The following is an 18071-nucleotide window of genomic DNA, read 5'->3' on the forward strand; positions in this document are numbered from 1 at the left end:
AGCTTGCCTCGCGATCTTTTTTAAGATCAAAAGATCGCGAGGCAAGCTCGCTCCAGCACAGGTTGGGTGTTTTACGGGAGTTCGTTGCTGGCGTAGAACGCGCTCAATACTTTGACCAGATGCGCCAGGTCGTGGCTACCGGCCAGTTCACGGATGGAGTGCATGGCGAAGGTCGGCAAGCCGATGTCTACCGTGCGCACACCCAGGTGGCTGGCGGTGATCGGGCCGATGGTTGAGCCACAACCCATGTCGCTGCGCACCACAAAACTTTGCACCGGCACTTCAACCGCCATGCACAGATGACGGAAGAACCCCGCGGTTTCACTGTTGGTGGCGTAACGCTGGTTGCTGTTGACCTTGATCACCGGCCCGGCATTGAGTTTGGGGCCGTGGTTGGCGTCGTGCTTGTCGGCGTAGTTGGGGTGCACGCCGTGGGCGTTGTCGGCCGAGACCAGCAGCGACTTCTGAATGGTGCGCACAAACTCGTCGCCTTCAGGCAGTACGCGCTGGAGGATCTGTTCCAGCATCGGGCCGTCCGCGCCGCACGCCGAACACGAGCCGACTTCTTCATGGTCATTGGCCACGAACAGGCAGGTTTCGTCGGTGTCGGTGTTCAACAGCGCTTGCAGGCCGGCGTAGCACGACAGCAGGTTGTCCAGACGCGCACCGGCAATAAAATCACCGTTGAGGCCGATCACTGCAGCGCTTTGGGTGTCGTAGAAACTCAGCTCATAGTCGAGCACCACGTCGGCGTTCAGGCCGTGTTCGCGGGCCAGTTGGTCGGTGAGCAGGGCGCGGAAATCCACGCGCTCATCGCCTGCAACCTGCGCCAGAATCGGTGGCAGTTCGGTTTGCGGGTTAATCGCCCAGCCTTCGTTGGCCGTGCGATTGAGGTGAATCGCCAGGTTGGGGATGGTCGCAATCGGCGCGCGGAAGTCGATCAACTGGCTCTCGACCTTGCCGTCGCGGCGGAACGTCACGCGCCCGGCCAGCGACAGGTCGCGGTCAAACCAGGGGGCCAGCAAGGCGCCGCCGTAGACTTCCACGCCCAACTGCCAAAAACCCTGGCGTTGCAGCTCGGGCTGAGGCTTGACCCGCAGGCAGGGGCTGTCTGTGTGAGCGCCGACCATGCGGATGCCGCCTTGCAGGGGCGAGTGACGGCCCAGCTTGAAGGCGACGATGGAGGAGTCATTACGGGTGACGTAATAGCGGCCGTTGGCTTCGGTGTACCAGGTGTCGCGCTCGTCGAGGCGCTGGTAACCGGCGGCTTCCAGGCGTTGAACAAGGCTGGCGGTGGCATGGAACGGGGTAGGGGAGGCCTTGAGAAAGTCGATCAGGCCTTGGTTCAACTCTTCGCGCATAAGTTACTCCAGACAGCAAGGCCGCGAGTTTAGCGCATTGACTACAAAATTTGATCCCTCAATTCTTGTAGCCGCTGACGAGGTACGAGGCTGCGATGCGGGCCGCAGGACCGCCGTCTGGGGTCGCTGCGCAACCCATCGCAGCCTCATGCTTCGGCAGCGGCTACAAGGGCGCTGTTAAAACGGGGCGGGGCACTCGAAGCGCAGGCGTTCGCCGGTCTGCGGGTGGGTGAAGCTGAGCATGCTGGCATGCAGGCACAAGCGCGGATAGGCCGCCAATGCCTGCGGGTGCGCGTACAGGCCATCGCCCAGCAGCGGGTGGCCAATGGACAACATGTGCACGCGCAACTGATGCGAACGCCCGGTAATCGGCGTCAGTTCAACCCGACAGTAATCGCCGCAACGCTCCAGGACTTTCCAGAAGGTCAGCGCGTTCTTGCCAAATTCGTGGTCGACCACGTGGCGTGGCTTGGTCGGCGGGTCGTAACGCAGGGGCAGGTCGATGCTGCCACTGTCCAGCTCCGGTTGGCCCCAAGCCAGCGCGGTGTAGGCCTTTTCTGTTTCGCGGTCGTGAAACTGGCGCGACAACTCGCGGTGCGTGTCGGCATCGCGGGCCAGCAGGATGATTCCCGAGGTTTCCCAGTCCAGGCGGTGCACGATGCGGGCTTCGGGGTAGCCGTTTTCTTGCAGGCGGGTGATCAGGCAGTCTTTGTTGTCTTCGGCGCGGCCCGGCACCGACAGCAGCAAGGTCGGCTTGTTGACCACCAGAACGCCTGCGTCCTGATGGATGATGTGAATATTCGACAACGGCATTAAAACAGCCTCTTAACAAACGCCAACGGCGGCTTGGAGATCCCCCCTGTGCAGAGAAACCTCCAAGCCGCCGTGGTATCAGCCGGATCGATTAACGATCTGGCAGGGTGATGTTGAGTTCCAGAATCGAGCAGCTACCCTCGTTTTCAAGGGCGATCTGTACTTGATCATCGCCGATGTTGACGTATTTGCGGATCACCTCGACCAGCTCTTTTTGCAGGGCTGGCAGGTAGTCCGGGGTGCTGCGTTGGCCGCGTTCGTGCGCCACGATGATCTGTAGACGCTCTTTCGCGACCGACGCGGTGGTTGGCGTTTTGCGGGTACGAAAGAAGTCAAAAATGTTCATTGTTTAGTTGCCTCCAAACAGGCGCTCGAAGAATCCCTTCTTCTGTACATCGAGGAACCGATGCTCCACGGTTTTGCCCAGCAAGCGATCAACCGCATCGCTGTAGGCCTGACCGGCGTCACTTTGGTCATCAAGGATCACCGGCACGCCCTGGTTTGATGCCTTGAGCACCGCCTGGGATTCCGGGATCACACCCAGCAGTGCAACTGCGAGGATTTCCTTGACGTCTTCAACGCCGAGCATTTCACCCTTGCTGACGCGATCCGGGTTGTAGCGGGTCAGCAGCAGGTGTTCCTTGATCGGGTCTTCGCCCAGCTCGGCGCGGCGCGATTTGCTGGCCAGCAGGCCCAGCATGCGGTCCGAGTCACGCACCGAAGACACTTCCGGGTTGGTCACGACAATCGCTTCATCCGCGAAGTACATGGCCAGGTGGGCGCCGGTCTCGATGCCCGCCGGAGAGTCGCAGACCACGTATTCGAAGGTCTCTTTAAGTTCCATCAGAACTTTTTCGACGCCTTCTTTGGTCAGGGCGTCTTTGTCACGGGTCTGGCTGGCAGCCAGCACGTACAGGTTTTCCAGACGTTTGTCTTTGATCAGCGCCTGCTGCAGGTTGGCTTCGCCGTTAACCACGTTAACGAAGTCATATACCACGCGACGCTCGCAACCCATGATCAGGTCGAGGTTACGCAGGCCAACGTCGAAATCGACGATGACGGTTTTGTGCCCGCGCAGTGCCAGGCCCGTACCGATAGCGGCGCTGGTGGTGGTCTTACCCACACCACCCTTGCCGGATGTAACCACTAGAATCTTGGCCAAGGTGCTTCACCCCTAAGGAAAAAGGACTTTTTAGTCCCTGAATAACATCTCTAAATAAACGACAACAGGTGAACAGTCTTGGTGGACATCCCCCAAGCCAGGCTTACACAGCATAAACACTGGCTGATTGCTGACTTCCTACAAAGACTAGTCTGTTTTCTCTACGTAATTGAGATGGTTGGAAAATGGCGTGAGTATCCGTTAAAGACGGGTGATGTTCAACATGTCACTTGACAGACTGATTTGAACCCCGGCGCCCCACAAAGGATCGCGCCGCAGGTCTTCGGACACTTTGTACATTCCGGCAATGGACACCAGTTCGGCGCTCAGTTGCTGGCAAAAAATTCGCGCTCGGGTGTTGCCTTTGTGCCCGGCAAGCGCTCGGCCACGCATGGGGCCGTACACATGGATGTTGCCATCGGCCATAAGTTCCGCACCGGGGCTGACCGAGGCGATGACCACCAGGTCACAACCCTCGGCGTATACCGTTTGGCCACCACGTACTGGCGTGGTGATGATGCGGGTCGGCTTGATGGCCGGCTCGGGCGGTTTCTCGGGCTTTTTCGGCGCGATGACTACTTCAACCGGGGGCTCAATCGGCCGCTCGCGTGCACCGGACGGCGGCAAGACTGGCAGGTCGATGGCGATGGCCGCGGCGATGTCTTCGATGCGATTGGCGCGAATGGCCAGGGTGCGCAGGCCATGTTGGCGACACACGCGCATCAGCCCGGGCAAGTCGACGGCTCCGGCACCGACGGGCAGCTTGTCGAGAGCCAGCACCAGCGGGGTGTTACTGAAAAAATTCGGCGCCTGGGCAACTTTGGCGGCCAGTTGGCGATCAAGGGCTTCAAGGTTGTTTTGGGCCAGTTCCAGCACCGTAATGGCGAGCATACTGCCCTTAAGCTGAAACACGGGGGCTTGGTCTTGCGATTCGGTTTGGCTCATGGTCGGCTTAATGCGGCTTGTCACTTAAAGTGCAGAGACTTATAACGAGAACGCCCGCGAGCCGCAAGCCGGGTCTAACGATGTAGAATGCCCGGCCCTTGTGTCTGTCCGGAATCATTAATGGATCGCCCGCGTTTTCGAGCTGCTTTTTTTCATCCGCGTTTTTGGCTGCTGTGGTCAGGGCTGGGCGTGCTGTGGCTGGTGGTGCAACTGCCTTATAAGGTGCAGTTGGGCATTGGTCGTTTTCTGGGGGCTTGCATGTTCCGGGTGGCCGGTGAGCGCCGGCGCATTGCTGCGCGCAACCTTGAACTGTGCTTTCCCGAAAAAAATGCCGCTGAGCGCGAGCGCCTGCTCAAGGAAAACTTCGCCTCAACCGGCATCGCCTTTTTTGAAATGGCCATGAGCTGGTGGTGGGCCAAGCCGCGCCTGGCCAAGTTGGCGCATGTCGAAGGGCTGGAGCACTTGCAGCAGGCCCAGCGTGAAGGCAAGGGCGTCATCTTGATGGCGTTCCACTTCACCACCCTGGAAATTGGCGCCGCCTTACTCGGGCAGCAGCACACCATTGACGGCATGTACCGCGAACACAAAAACCCGTTGTTCGACTTTATCCAGCGCCGTGGCCGCGAGCGCCACAACCTGGACTCGCTGGCGGTGGAACGCGATGACGTGCGCGGCATGCTCAAGTTGCTGCGCGCCGGGCGAGCGATCTGGTACGCACCCGACCAGGACTACGGCGCCAAGCAAAGCATTTTCGTGCCATTGTTCGGCATCGAGGCCGCCACGGTGACCGCCACCAGCAAATTCGCCAAGCTGGGCAAAGCGCTGGTTGTACCCTTTACTCAACAACGACTGGCGGATGGCAGTGGTTATAAGTTGGTGATTCATCCGCCTTTGAACGACTTTCCCGGAGAAAGCGATGAGGCCGACTGCCTGCGTATCAATCAATGGGTCGAGCGTGCGATACGCGAATGTCCAGAGCAGTACTTGTGGGCACACCGCCGCTTCAAAACCCGGCCACCGGGCGAGCCAAAGCTGTACGACAAACGCCGCAAGTAACCCGCGCTGCAAGGGCGCCGGGGTATGAACGGCCGAGCGTCGGTAACCGGGTTGATTCTGTCGGGGGGCGGTGCCCGGGCGGCGTATCAAGTGGGGGTACTGGCGGCCATTGCCGAGTTGTTACCTGCGGGGGCGCCCAACCCGTTCCCGGTGATTGTCGGCACTTCGGCTGGAGCGATCAACGCGGTCAGTCTGGCCAGTGGCGCAATGAACTTCACCCAGGCCGTCGAGCACTTGACGGCCTTTTGGCAAAACTTTGAAAGCCACCGTGTGTTGCGCAGTGATTGGCCGGGGGTGATTCACCAGGCCAGCCGCTTTCTGGGCCACAGCTTGTTGGGCCTTGGCAGCCACGTGCCGGTGGCGCTGCTCAACAGTTCGCCGTTACGCGAATTACTAAACGACAAAATCAACTTTGCCGGTATCGATCAGGCCATTGCTGCGCAGCACTTACGGGCTGTAGCGCTCACGGCTTTTGGCTACTCATCGGGCCAGGCCGTGACGTTTTATCAAAGTGAAGGTGCCATCGAAGGCTGGTTGCGTCATCGTCGCATTGGTCTGCCGACGGCGTTGACCGTCGAGCATTTGCTGGCCAGCTCGGCCATCCCGCTGTTGTTTGCCCCGGTCAAAATCGGTGAAGAGTATTTTGGCGATGGCGCCGTGCGCCAGTCTGCACCCATCAGCCCGGCGTTGCATTTGGGCGCCAATCGCGTGTTGGTTGTCGGGGTCAGCGGCAACCCGCGCGGGCCGGACCGCCAGGGCGGGCAAGCGCGCCAGTACAACGCGCAGCAACCCACCTTGGCGCAAATTGGCGGGCACATGCTCAACAGCACCTTTATTGACAGCCTTGAGAGCGATATCGAACTGCTGGAGCGCCTGAACCACTTCAGCCGGTTGCTGCAAGGGCAGCCCGACAACCTCGGTTTGGCGCCGGTTGACGTGTTGGTCATCGCCCCCAGCCAGCCCATTGACGAAATCGCCGCCCGCCACCGCCACGAACTGCCCGCCGCGCTGCGCCTGTTTTTACGCGGGCCGGGGGCAACCAAAACCAGCGGCGCGGGTGTGTTGAGTTATTTGTTGTTCGAGGCGGGCTATTGCAGCGAGTTGATTGAATTGGGGCGCAAGGATGCATTGGCCCAGCGTGCGGCGTTGATGGGGTTCTTGGGTATTACGTAGCAGTTGACGAGCCTAGATGCCCTTTGGAAACGCGGTGCATGCCAATCCCCACCTCACTCGCAGAAATTACCCCCCGAATAGTGTTGGCGCCAGCGAACGGAAATTTCTCGGAAGTTCGCATTATTGAAGCGAGTTGTCACGCGAAACGACTGATTTAAAACATATTTAGCGAGGGGGCTGTATACATAGCCACCTGTCAACTCTGACAGTATCCAGAATGTCAGGAAAAGTGTTGAATAACTTAATGCTGTCAGGTGGTGAGAGTCGATACATGCCTAATTGATTTTGGCGACTCCATCATGATGCAAATAGTAAATAGCTGTTTTATTTGTATTTTTATCAATGAGATGGAGCGCAGAATATGTCGTTTTTTAAAAAAGGCCGGGCATTGAAAAAGTCATCTGCAGTGGTTCGGTCGGTGGGGGAGAGCGGTCCGGTTATTAATGAATTAGACATACCCACTATTGATCAGGTCATTCCAGGTGATGCGGAGGGGCTGATTTTATTAAAAGACTCGTATACGGATCTGGATATTAAAGTTCCTATTTGGACTGATCGCGCGCCTAGTGATCCATTTTTGAATAAGCTTCACCTTGAGTGGTTGCCAGAAGGTGAGGCAGCTTGGGTTAATCTTAAGAGTCAAGACGTTCCTGCCTCTGTGCCCGATGAAGATTTTCCATTAAATATTAAACTTGACAGTCACTTTTTTGAGAACAGGAGTGGCGCATTTTCTATTCGATATGTAGTGGATCACTGGACTGGGAGTGGCAGTAAGAATTCGTTTGATACGCCTTTTTTTATTGATAGGCAGCCCCCTCAATTTGTTGATGCAAACCCGATTATCGAGGTCGATGCATTAGTGACTGATGCTTCGTTGGCGGCCAATGGTGGCGTGTTTTGCGTCATTCCTGACTTCACAGAGCGCCATAAAGAAGATGTGCTGGTGGCCGTTGCCTGGCTTGATAAGGTTGTTCCAGAGATCCCGGCTGACACTGACTTGGCTTTTTTAGGACCGTTACCGCCTGATCGCAAGATTTTAATCCCTGCCGATAAAATAACGCCGCTGGGGTCGGATTTGCATTTTGTAATGTGTGTGTTGATTGATAAGGCCGGCAACAAGAGCATTTTGACGCTGCCCGCGCAGGTAGCGGTCGCTTTAGGTACGTTGCCCTCTGCCTTGGCGGACCCAAGGATTCCACAGGCCGATGACGGTATTGACCGCAACGATGCTTTTGAACAGGTGAAGGTACTGATTGATTCGATTACAGATTATTTGCCTGAAGACGGTATCGTCATTGATTGGGAGGGCGTACTGACCGATCGGATTTCGATTGAACAATTGTTACCCTTCCCGCTTGCTGTATCTGTGCCTTGGCTGAAAATGAAGGCGCTGTATGATTTTGTTGATGGCGGCGACCAACCGGTAACCGTTAAATACCAAGTGTTGCGTGGCGTCACGCCTACGCCTTCCAATGACATTACGGTACAGACCAACTTTGAGTTCGCCGGGCCACCTAATCCAGATGAGCCTGATCCGGTCAACAAAGACTTGGGCGAAGTTGAAATTTGGGGCAGTTCGACAACGCCAAATATATTGGTGCTCGCAGATGAAAATCTCCCGGCAACAGCAAAAATACGGTTATATGACAACCCGGCTGTGGGTGACACATTGACTGTGTATTGGGATGGCAACGTTTTAAGCTCTGCACCGTATACCGTAGATGGTTCGGAATCACCTAATCAAGTTATTGAGCTTGAGGTGCCGTGGGCGGACATAGCAGTCAACCCTATCAATTTGCAGTTGCCAACTTTTTATACTGTGACTCGCGCAGGTCTCAAGAATCCTCAATTGTCATTGCCGACGGATGTTAATGTGCAAGTGGTGGCCATTGAACTACCCGAAGCCGTGTTCCAAAGGCGGTACATGGATACGTTGCTGAACTGTAACTCACTTGTCGAAAAAGGCGGTGTGTATGGCATCGAAGTATTGATACCCAAGTCACAATACTTGGTCCCTGACGAGACTATTGAACTGTTCTGGCGAAGCTACGATGATGAATGGAGTCCCATAGAAGATACGTACTGGGAGGCGACGCATAAAGTGTCCGAACAAGAAAAAGAAAACGGGATCATGTGGTTTGTTCCGTATACCGAGTATCTACTGCCGACGTATGGTGGGTCTGATCATCAGTTCGGTTTTGGTCAATTTCTTTACCGCATAACCATTCATGGTAATGCTACGCCGTCTCCTCAAGCCAAAACCATGGTTGCGATGGGGGCGGGTGCAGGTGGGGGCAGTTGCGAAATTCCTCCCGCACCATGATTAAAGACCACAGGCTGTCAGGTAAATAGCACGATTGGTGTCTGTGTAGGTTTTTTCCTGCTTTTTTTAGGAAAAAGCCTACATCAATTTAAAACATGGCTATATACCATCTCGCGCTTTTCTAGAATTCAAACGAATTAAACGATTATGTCGTCTTCGTTTTTTTTAAATAATGTGCCGACGGTATCCGTAAATGAAAAATGATTTTTTCAAACTTTTTAAAGTTAGCCCGATCTCTCTAAGTATTGTCGGCGTAGTGCCACTGCTGCTATGTGCCCCTCAAGTGGTGGCAGGCATTATCGTAGGTGCAGACAGAAAGATTGATGCGAGCACTGCGGCAGATTTTTATCGCCTGTCGAACGATGCAAGCCTGACCGCAACCGGTGCGAGCACGTATGAGTTAAACCTGAACGCAAGTTCAAAACTTTTTATGTCAGGGTCAGCAGTCAATGCTCAAGGGAATGAAGCCGGTATCTATTTACGTGACAGTGAAGCCACCTTGTCGAGCAGTACAATCACGAGTGCATCCTCTGGGCTGGTTGTTACACAAAATGTGGGGACGGGAATAGGTTCGAAGGCCACGGTCAATGACAGTGCAATCACGGGTGGTTTGCAGGGAGTGATTGTCGGCGGCTTGAGTTCAGTGATGTTGAACCGCACGGCAGTGACGGCGACAGATGCCAAGGGGTTTGGCCTTCAAATGGCTGGTGGGCAAGCTACTGCAATCGACAGCAGTATTACTGGCGGCAATCATGGCGTACTGGTTTTAATTGCAGAAGGCTCGGGATTAACCCTTAGTAATACTCAAGTTGAGGGCCTGCACGGTTCGGCTATAAGGGTTGATGATTTCGGTGCAACACCTGCTTCAGTTGAAATCCTGGTGAGTAATGGTTCCACCTTGACTGGGGGAAATGGCAATGTGCTGGAAGTCGGCAACGGCGCGACCGCCAATATGACGGCCAACAATAGCCAGCTAAAGGGTGATGTCGTGGTTGAAGCCGGTAGCACGGCGAATATTACGCTCGAAAATACTGCGACGTTGACGGGTAATCTGCAGAACGTATCCAGCTTGGCGCTCAATAGCCAAGGCCAGTGGATTATGGTCGGGGACAGTGTGGGGCAAGTGGGGGAATTGTCGATGGATGGCGGTTCCGTCAAGTTTGGTAAGGGTGATGAGTTCTTTACTCTGTCAGTCGCGAACCTTAAAGGTAACGGTACGTTTGTAATGGACGCCGATTTTGCCCAAGGCAAAACCGACTTCTTGGAGGTGACAGGCCAGGCCAGCGGCTCCCATAGCTTACTGGTGGGCAGTAGTGGTCAAGACCCATTGTCTGATACCAAATTGCATGTGGTGCATATCGGCAGCGGCGATGCACAGTTTTCGCTGGCTAACGGCCGTGTTGATCTGGGTACTTATTCATACGACCTTGTCCAGGACGGCAATGATTGGTATCTGGGATCGACCGGTACCATCAGCCCGGGTACGCGCTCAGTGTTGGCCTTATTTAATACTGCCCCTACTGTTTGGTATGGCGAGTTGACCAGTTTGCGTAGCCGCATGGGCGAAATTCGCCTGGACCAGGGCAGTACCGGGCTTTGGATGCGTGCTTACGGTAACAAGTTTGATGTTTCCGAGAGTTCCGGGTTGGCCTACACGCAAAACCAGCAGGGGATTTCGTTTGGTGCTGATGCGCCTTTACCCATCGGTGATGGGCGCTGGTTGGCTGGCCTGATGGGGGGTTATAGCAAATCTGATCTTGACCTGGCGCAGGGCACATCAGGCACGGTCAACAGTTACTACGTAGGCGCCTATACCACGTGGATTGACGAAAGCGGTTACTACTTTGATGGCGTGCTCAAATTCAACCGTTTTCAAAATCAATCCTCCGTCAGCATGAGTGATGGTGAGCGTGCAAAAGGCGATTATGACAACAGCAGTGTCGGTGCTTCTGTGGAAGTTGGCCGTCATATTAAATTAGGCAATGACTATTTTATTGAACCCTACACTCAACTATCAGGTGTAGTTATTCAGGGTAAACGTTATGAACTGGATAACGGTATGGCCGCGGATGGTGATCGTACGCGTTCGTTACTGGGCAAGCTTGGGGTGACCGCAGGGCGAAATTTTGAGATGAGTAACGGCAACGTTATTCAGCCTTATGTACGAGTTGCCTATGCGCGTGAGTTTGCCAAGAATAACGAAGTGAAAGTCAATGCTGAAGTGTTCAATAACGATCTTTCCGGTTCTCGTGGAGAGTTGGGTGCAGGTGTCGCTATGTCCGTTTCGGATCGCCTGAGCCTGCATGCTGACTTCGATTACAGTAACGGTGACAAAATTGAACAGCCCTGGGGGGCGAATGTGGGCATTCGTTATTCTTGGTAAATAGTCGATGACGTTAAAGTGGCTTGACACCGCCGTGCCACTTTAATTACGAGGCGTATTGGCTGCATAGTGAGAGCAGATCATGTCCAGAATTAATTACCCTAAACATTTACCTGTGCACGTTCCTCCAGATGCAGCCAAGGTTCTGGATTTGCTTCCCGATGTCGAAGGTGGGCAAGTCAATCTTTTACCTCTGAGCGCATTGTCTTCGCCTGTTCGCGTGTTGGTGCCGCAGTGGCCTAACGGTTCGCCGACGGCGGGCCTGTTTGATCATGTTGAGTTGGTCTGGGGCGGCTCCGTCGTGGATGACTTGTCTATTGATTATGCTGGGACGGATGAGCAGCGAACATTGTTCATACCTCTGGCCGACCTCACTCATGGGCAACACACGCTGATGTATCGGGTTAAAACATGGAATGCCCAAGACTATGTAGACTCCTTGGCCATCGATGTCACTGTTGACCGGGTGGCCCCCCGTTTGAATACCCTCGATAGTACGTTGAAGTTTTCCTTAAAAATAAGTCCTCCCAATAACATAACTGCTGCTTATCTGGATGACCCAGCCAACAATAATCAAGTTGTAGCCACGCTGCCTGACTACACTGAAAAAAAGGTGGGGGATGTCATTACCTGGTACTGGGATACGTCGCCCAGCGGTCAGCAAGTTGTCGCTACCAAGACGCTGGTGCTGGCAGACCTGAGCGTGCCGCTGCAGGTGGCATACCCCGGCGATTTGCTGCGCAGGGCTAATGGTGACTTCTACGCCTCGTACCGAGTGCGTGACCGTGCAGGCAATGGCGATGATGTGTTGGCCAACCCGCAGCCGTTAAACGTCAATATTCGCCCACCCACCCCGCGCAAGTACCCAACCGTCATAGAGGCCTCGAGCAGTAATGAGCGTGGTGTGCTTGCGCCTTTTCAGGGGACTGATGGCGTGACCGTTGTGGTGGCGATGACAGAGGTTGACCCTGGCGAGGAGGTGCTGGTGGACTTTATCGGTGCGCCAGGGCCTGGCTCTGTGAGCGGCGTGAAACCCACCACGGCAGTAGAGCTTGAGTTCGCCATCCCTGCCTCTGTGGTCGCGGCAAACATTCCTGTGAGTGGGCTTGGTAATGCGGTAGAGGTGCGTTATTGGGCCGGCCAGGATGCTTACCCCTCACAGGTTTATACATTGACCATTAATGCTTTTGCGGCAGGCGTGCTTGGCAGTATCCATTGCAGGCAAGCACAAGTCGGTTCGCCGGCGACCCTGGCCAAAAAAGACGTCCCTTCAGCAGGCGCAAACCTGGAAATCAGGAAATGGGCGTACCAGGCCCCGAACCAACTGATTAAGGTATGGGCGGTTACTTCAGGCCTTGAATCCTATTTTCTGGACGCCGTGGCGCAAGGGGCTGATGGCACGTTCGAGACATTTTTGCCCAAAAGCTATGTTGATTCTCTGCCCATAAACGCCATTATGACGCTGCATGCCAGCATCAGTTTTGACGAAGGCAAGCAGTACCTTGCGTTTAAAACCGAAGCGTTGAAAATCATTGCCTAGGTAATGAGCCCGTTTTGCCCGGCAGGGCTGATCTGTCGGGCCGATTTATTTGTAGGTAATGGTGAATCCTAATGCGCCATCTGCCGAACCTGCTTCGACATCAGCGCTGGGGGCGGTCTGGTAATAGCGAGCGTTGAACTCCAGCAGCATGCCGCCTGTGGCCGGGATAGCGGCCTGCAGCACGTCAGTCTCCAGGGGAACCGGGGTAATGGCGTCGCGCCCCAGTACTTGAATACCAACCCCTTTCGCGGCGGAGGGGCCTGCGAGGCTGAAAAGACCTTGAGATGCATCAATGGTGGTGGATCCGGCCGTGGGATCCAGGCGTATATAAGCGTTTGTCACCGTGCCCCCGGGTAATGGGTCGGATACACAGGAGTTCAGCGCGATAGTGAAGGGGACTGCATCGGTGGCATGCCCTTCGTCGGTAAACGCCGAGCTTGGCCAATCCCCCAGTTTGACGGGGTCAGCGCTGACAGGATTGGTTGACAGCGTGCACTCGGCTTGAGTGACAGAGCCGCTCAAGGCGACGCCGAAAGCATTGGGAAGACCGCTGAATGAACCTTTGACCAACTCCCTGCCAGCGTCCAGCGGTTGCAAGGCCGGGCTGATAGGTCCGGTTTTGATCAAGGTTACAGTGCCCTGCAAGATTGCGTGTTGAAGGGCGAAAGGGATGTTGAAGTCGATGTAAGCATCAAATGGCACCGAACTGTCAGGGCTGCTTAGTTTCCAAAAGTTAGGTGTTAATCCGTCATACGGCCTGCCGAATGTGATCTGGGCACCGACTCCGGCAATGTTGGTCGGCAATATGTCTCCTCGGGTTGTCACGCCGTTCCTGCGCAGTAGGGGGCCGGGTACAGCGGGCACGCTATTGGATGCGTTGAATGTCAGACGGGCAGTGCCGTCGTTTTCGCAGAAAATGCTGTTGCCACCGCCACTGGCAAAAAAAGGTTGCTCAATCGGGCCTATCGGGTCACCTATCTGGGCATCTCTGGGTACATATAAGGCATTCACATTGGCGGTGTAACGAACTGGCCCCGTTCCAACTCCCCAAAAACACGTATTGCTGGCCGCATAGGCTGGGCCTGTGGCCATGAGCGCGTTGGCTGCCAGCACGAATACTACGCCTGGAAATGATTTGAGCGACATACGGTGTTTGATCCTGGTTAAAGCAACGCCAGGCACTGCAAGCTGCCTGGCGTATGATTGAACGAATAGTGAATTAGCGGCATGTCAGGTCTTGAACTCGATAGCCCTGTATCAGAGGAATGCTCTGGACATCTATGTGTAACTGGCAGTGCTGTTCGCCGTTATTGCCCCAGCGAACGAAGACGGTTTGCTGATCTTGAACAGTGCTCAGCATGACTTGACCGGCCTGGCCGACAACGGCGAGTACTTCGCCCGTGGCATTGCTGACCTGAGCGCCAAAAGGCAAGGTTGCACCGCGCATGTCGCGTGTGGTGAGCACCACTCGCTGGACTCTGCGTGCAGCAAAGCTCGCCTTGATCACAGCTCCGCGGCGAGGTACTACTTGAGTCACACCGTTATCAATTTCGACATCAGGATCCAACTGGTCGGTATCGAGAATGACGCGGTTTATCCGGTAGGGTTGTAACGACGGGATAAGTGCATAGCCGTGCTGATTGGTTTTGGCAGTTGAAGCATTGAGCAGACCGACCCCGGCGATATCCGGAACATGAATCAGACCGCTGGTTTCACCCAGATAAGGGCCTGCTTGCAGCCCGTCGGCATGCAGCAAGAGTGTGCCGCTGGCGTTAAGCGAAAGATTGGTATAGTCGGCGCCTTGAGTAAGGCCTGCACCCACGCTGGCAAAAGAGGCCTGATAGCCCAGAGACAGTTCAGTGCTTTTTTGCTGGTTTTCATCACTGGCCCGAGAGGCCCGATAATTGAGCCGGTCTTGATCGGTACGGCCCGCCAAAGAGGCACGCTGACTGAACTGCCCAGCGCTTTCGCGTATATCGTAAGTCGCCGTTGTTGAACGCCCGAAACTCAGAGGCATCGAGATACTGACACCGAGCTGGCGCTCATTGAACTGGTCGTCGTTTAACGACTGCGAAGCGTAGAGGCTGTAGTTGATCGATTTATAGCGGGAACTGAAATTCAACTGAAATTGACGTTGCTGGTCTTCCGACTGCCAGTAGTCCTCTTGGGATAAGGTCAGACTCAGCGAACTGTAGCGCCCCACGTCCTGAAAAATCGAGGCTTCCAGCAGGCTGCGTCGGCTTCCACGAAAACGCTGATCGGCGCTGCGCTCACGCACAGTTTCGCTAAAGTCCCGATAACCTGCGGTGGAGTAGCGATAACCTGCAAAGCGCAGATTTGTTCGGGTTTCGAACGATTTACCGTACTTGATCGCATAGCTCAGCCCCTGAGCGGTACGGCTGCTGTCATTGCGATCAATCTGAGCGTCAGAGCGTGTCACATCAAATGACAAGGCACCGATTACGCCCAGGTTTTTGCTGAGCCCCAGTGTGCCGGCCTGATAGAAATCGTTGCCCATCAAACCGCCGTAGAGTGTGGCGTTCCACCCGATCCCTGTCGCCAGCGTCCCTTGCCATATCAATGCATCATCCTCTGAAAAAGACGGTGCGTTGTAGCGACCCATACTGGTGCTGTAACGCCAGACGCCTTCGCGCAAAAGGTTATTAAGCGTGGCGTAGGGCTGAGTAAAGCGACGTACCTGGCCATCTACCCCGGTCAGGATGATTTCCAGCTCACCGCTGCCTGCGCCTGTGGTGAGGTCGTTGATCTCGTAAGGGCCTGCACTGACATAGGTTGAGTAGATAGGGAAGCCGTTTTGACGGATCTCGAGTCTGGAGCGAGTGAGTGCCACGCCACGCACGATCGGGGCATAGTTTTGCTGTGAGTCAGGCAGCATGCTCATGTCTGATGCGATCTGGACACCCCTGATCGGGATGCTTCTGAATACATCGCCCGGAGTAAAGGTTTCACCCAGGGTCAGTTGCGAGTGCGTGCCGGGTAGGTCTCGTTGCAGGTAGGTGTAGGCACGTGACCAAGTGCGCTCTCCTTGTGCATCGCTGCGAAACGTATTGTTGCTGCGAAAGCGCCAGGCGCCCAGGTTCACGCCGCTGTTCAAGTACAAGTCGTGACTGTTGTTTTGGCCGATCTGGTCGCTGTTGCTTTGTTGCGCGGATACTTGATAGCTCACGAACGCTGAGTTGATACCGTAATCCCAGCGTTGTGGGTCGACATAACCGGCGACGTCACGACGCATGGCTATTTGCGGGATTGAAATGGACAACTCAAGCGTGCTGTCATCCAGTTTTGCGGTCGCGCCGGGAATAAGGCGTTGCAGATCGACACATGCACCCAATGTGGATTCAGGTTGTTCCAGGCTGTCTAGTTTTACGCCGATATCATTAAGCAATTGGGGTGGCAGGCACGGCGTAAGCTCGTCGTTTTGATCATTTGCGGTGAATTCGATTTCCCTGCTGTCGAAGACGTTCTGGTTGGCATGAATACTGACCAGGTAGCGCCCGGGTATCAGATGCTGGCGAGTAGACAATGCGAGCAAGGCCAGTTCACCGGCATCGCTAGTATGAGTGTCCGACTGACGCATGAATGAAGATTGAAACTCCACGTCTGTGGCGGCCTGTGCTAAATCAGCCCTCCCTGCGACAACACTGGCGCCGGTCAGCAAACAACAATGGAGCAAGCGATTAGCCGGGGTCGAGCCGCCGTACGGTAAAAATGGCATGAAGTAAGTCCGCGCAACGTTAAAGATCAAGGGCGACGGGCAGCGTCATGGGGGGGGTATAACCTCCAAAGTCAGTGATCACTGAAAAATGTACTTTCATGTCTTGACCCGGTTTGAACCCGTCCAGCTCATACATCTGAGTGGTTAAAGGGAGTGCCATTGAGGTGTCTTTTAAACTGACGGTCTGCTTGTCTGCACTGAGTTCAATGCGGACAAAAGACACATGAAAAGGGCCAGGGTTGTTAACGATCAGGCGTGCATAGCCGTCAACTTTACGGACAGACCATTGCAAATGCTGCAGGCTGTCCAAAAGCGTACTGTTTAGCTCGGCAGGTCGGTAGAAAACTTTTATTCGCGTACGCAATGCAATATTTAATTGGTTATTATCGCTGGCTTCTCGTTGCGGAATTTCTTGAACGTTGAAATAGAACAGCGATTCGCGATCGCTGGGTAATGTATTGGGCAACCCGTTTATTTGCACATGTTGTTCTTTGCCTGCATTCAAGCGAAACAGGGGGGGTGAGGTAATAAAGGGAACAGGCGTTATTTGATCATCGGCAGCCGTATTGACCCAGGTTTGTACCGCGAAGGGTTTACTGCTTGGGTTGGATACTCTGACCGAAACATTGCGCTTGTCGCTGTCGAATATTACGCGGGTGCTGTTGACGGTCAGCGCGCCGTAGCTGTTGGGGAGCCAAACGATAACAACCCCCAGCAACGCGCAGGTCAGTGCACGGTTTGAGAACCGTGCACGGGTCTTGGGAAAGCTGAGCATAGCGAGTCTCTTGAATAAGAAGAGGGTGTTAAACAACGGGCGATTAAGCCCGTTGTTTAGTTCAGCGGGATGTCAGTTGACATCAACGCGGAACTCGGCGTCGGCATCAGCAGGGCCCGCAGTCACTGCGCCTGCGGTGGCGATATAAACTGCGGTGAAGTACATCAGTGTTGGGTCGGTTTCACTCAGCGGATAGATGGCCGAGGCGTCACCACTTTTTAGCAAGGTGCCGGTATTGTCCTTGATCGCTACGGCCACGCCAGTCGCCGCTCCTGCTACGGGTTTGATGCCATAGTAGTCACCGCCTCCGCCTTGTACCGAGCGGAAGGTTACCGTTGCATTGAGTTTGGCAGGATCAAGCACGCAGCTGCTGCCGGGTGTAATACGCATTTGAAAGCCTCGACCGCCGCCTTCACTGCCTTTACCGTTGAAATCACCTGTATCGACTGAACCGAGCGGTACAAGGTTACTCACTGCGCCACTTTCAGGGTTGACGATTTCAATAGGGCAGGTCGCACTACTGATCTTTCCGGAAAAGTTGATGGTGCCGTCATAGGCGAATGCTGAAGTGGCTGCCAGGCTCAATGCCAGCCCAAACGGAAATATAAATAAAGATGTCTTCATTTTATGTGTGCCTTTATTGAAAAGTAATAATGTGAAAGTGCACTGGTGTGAGTGTTCACGCTAGTGCCAATTTATGAAAGCGCAGGGATAATAATGGGGAATAAGCAGGAGGGATATGAGAGAACTCTCATTTTTTGGTGAGGCTGCGAAGTGTATGGCATATAGATGTGTGAAAAAAAA

Annotated in this window: 14 protein-coding genes; 5 read left to right on the forward strand and 9 right to left on the reverse strand. The window is 54.7% G+C overall.

The features are described from left to right. Window positions 1–71: 71 nt before the first annotated feature. The 5 genes from AAEZ03_RS15125 to minC all read right to left on the reverse strand — a co-directional run bounded on the left by AAEZ03_RS15125 (window position 72) and on the right by minC (window position 4281). Window positions 72–1361 (reverse strand): M18 family aminopeptidase, encoded by a 1290-nt coding sequence (locus AAEZ03_RS15125; RefSeq protein WP_153334569.1) that lies wholly within the window; start codon window positions 1359–1361, stop codon window positions 72–74. Between the two features lie 177 nt (window positions 1362–1538). Further along, window positions 1539–2174: an RluA family pseudouridine synthase gene (locus AAEZ03_RS15130; RefSeq protein ID WP_048368603.1), complete on the reverse strand. Its 636-nt coding sequence runs from the start codon at window positions 2172–2174 to the stop codon at window positions 1539–1541. A 91-nt stretch (window positions 2175–2265) separates the two neighbouring features. Continuing rightward, on the reverse strand, window positions 2266–2520 hold the full coding sequence (gene minE, locus AAEZ03_RS15135; RefSeq protein WP_019410761.1) for a cell division topological specificity factor MinE: 255 nt from the start codon (window positions 2518–2520) through the stop codon (window positions 2266–2268). Between the two features lie 3 nt (window positions 2521–2523). After that, window positions 2524–3336: a septum site-determining protein MinD gene (minD, locus tag AAEZ03_RS15140; protein WP_262125522.1), complete on the reverse strand. Its 813-nt coding sequence runs from the start codon at window positions 3334–3336 to the stop codon at window positions 2524–2526. A gap of 201 nt (window positions 3337–3537) precedes the next feature. Beyond that, window positions 3538–4281 carry a septum site-determining protein MinC gene (gene minC / locus AAEZ03_RS15145; RefSeq protein WP_350579669.1) on the reverse strand — a complete coding sequence of 248 codons (744 nt, stop codon included), beginning with the start codon at window positions 4279–4281 and terminating at the stop codon, window positions 3538–3540. A gap of 120 nt (window positions 4282–4401) precedes the next feature. Here minC and AAEZ03_RS15150 point away from each other — a divergent pair, with 120 nt between their 5' ends. The 5 genes from AAEZ03_RS15150 to AAEZ03_RS15170 all read left to right on the forward strand — a co-directional run bounded on the left by AAEZ03_RS15150 (window position 4402) and on the right by AAEZ03_RS15170 (window position 12756). Further along, complete coding sequence (locus AAEZ03_RS15150) at window positions 4402–5337, forward strand: lipid A biosynthesis lauroyl acyltransferase (protein WP_350579672.1); 936 nt, start codon at window positions 4402–4404, stop codon at window positions 5335–5337. A 24-nt stretch (window positions 5338–5361) separates the two neighbouring features. Next, entirely contained in the window at window positions 5362–6510 is a 1149-nt protein-coding gene (locus AAEZ03_RS15155; RefSeq protein WP_350579673.1) for a patatin-like phospholipase family protein, read from the forward strand. A 361-nt stretch (window positions 6511–6871) separates the two neighbouring features. After that, window positions 6872–8833 carry a hypothetical protein gene (locus AAEZ03_RS15160; protein ID WP_350579676.1) on the forward strand — a complete coding sequence of 654 codons (1962 nt, stop codon included), beginning with the start codon at window positions 6872–6874 and terminating at the stop codon, window positions 8831–8833. Window positions 8834–9026: 193 nt separating this feature from the next. After that, on the forward strand, window positions 9027–11216 hold the full coding sequence (locus AAEZ03_RS15165; RefSeq protein WP_262125531.1) for an autotransporter outer membrane beta-barrel domain-containing protein: 2190 nt from the start codon (window positions 9027–9029) through the stop codon (window positions 11214–11216). A gap of 82 nt (window positions 11217–11298) precedes the next feature. Continuing rightward, window positions 11299–12756, forward strand: coding sequence for a hypothetical protein (locus tag AAEZ03_RS15170; RefSeq protein ID WP_350579679.1), 1458 nt, complete (start codon window positions 11299–11301; stop codon window positions 12754–12756). 45 nt (window positions 12757–12801) lie between these two features. Here the strand turns inward: AAEZ03_RS15170 and AAEZ03_RS15175 are convergent, their stop codons facing one another. The 4 genes from AAEZ03_RS15175 to AAEZ03_RS15190 form a co-directional block, all read right to left on the reverse strand. Next, window positions 12802–13902: a fimbrial protein gene (locus tag AAEZ03_RS15175; protein WP_350579682.1), complete on the reverse strand. Its 1101-nt coding sequence runs from the start codon at window positions 13900–13902 to the stop codon at window positions 12802–12804. A 73-nt stretch (window positions 13903–13975) separates the two neighbouring features. Continuing rightward, a complete protein-coding gene (locus AAEZ03_RS15180; RefSeq protein WP_350579683.1) occupies window positions 13976–16492 on the reverse strand; it encodes a fimbria/pilus outer membrane usher protein in 2517 nt (838 codons plus the stop codon). A gap of 19 nt (window positions 16493–16511) precedes the next feature. Next, window positions 16512–17267: a fimbrial biogenesis chaperone gene (locus AAEZ03_RS15185; protein ID WP_350579686.1), complete on the reverse strand. Its 756-nt coding sequence runs from the start codon at window positions 17265–17267 to the stop codon at window positions 16512–16514. A gap of 72 nt (window positions 17268–17339) precedes the next feature. Next, complete coding sequence (locus AAEZ03_RS15190; protein ID WP_314918727.1) at window positions 17340–17891, reverse strand: fimbrial protein; 552 nt, start codon at window positions 17889–17891, stop codon at window positions 17340–17342. Between the last annotated feature and the right edge of the window lie 180 nt (window positions 17892–18071).

The sequence above is a fragment of the Pseudomonas sp. HY2-MNA-CIBAN-0224 genome, from assembly GCF_040310285.1.
Classification (GTDB): domain Bacteria; phylum Pseudomonadota; class Gammaproteobacteria; order Pseudomonadales; family Pseudomonadaceae; genus Aquipseudomonas; species Aquipseudomonas helleri.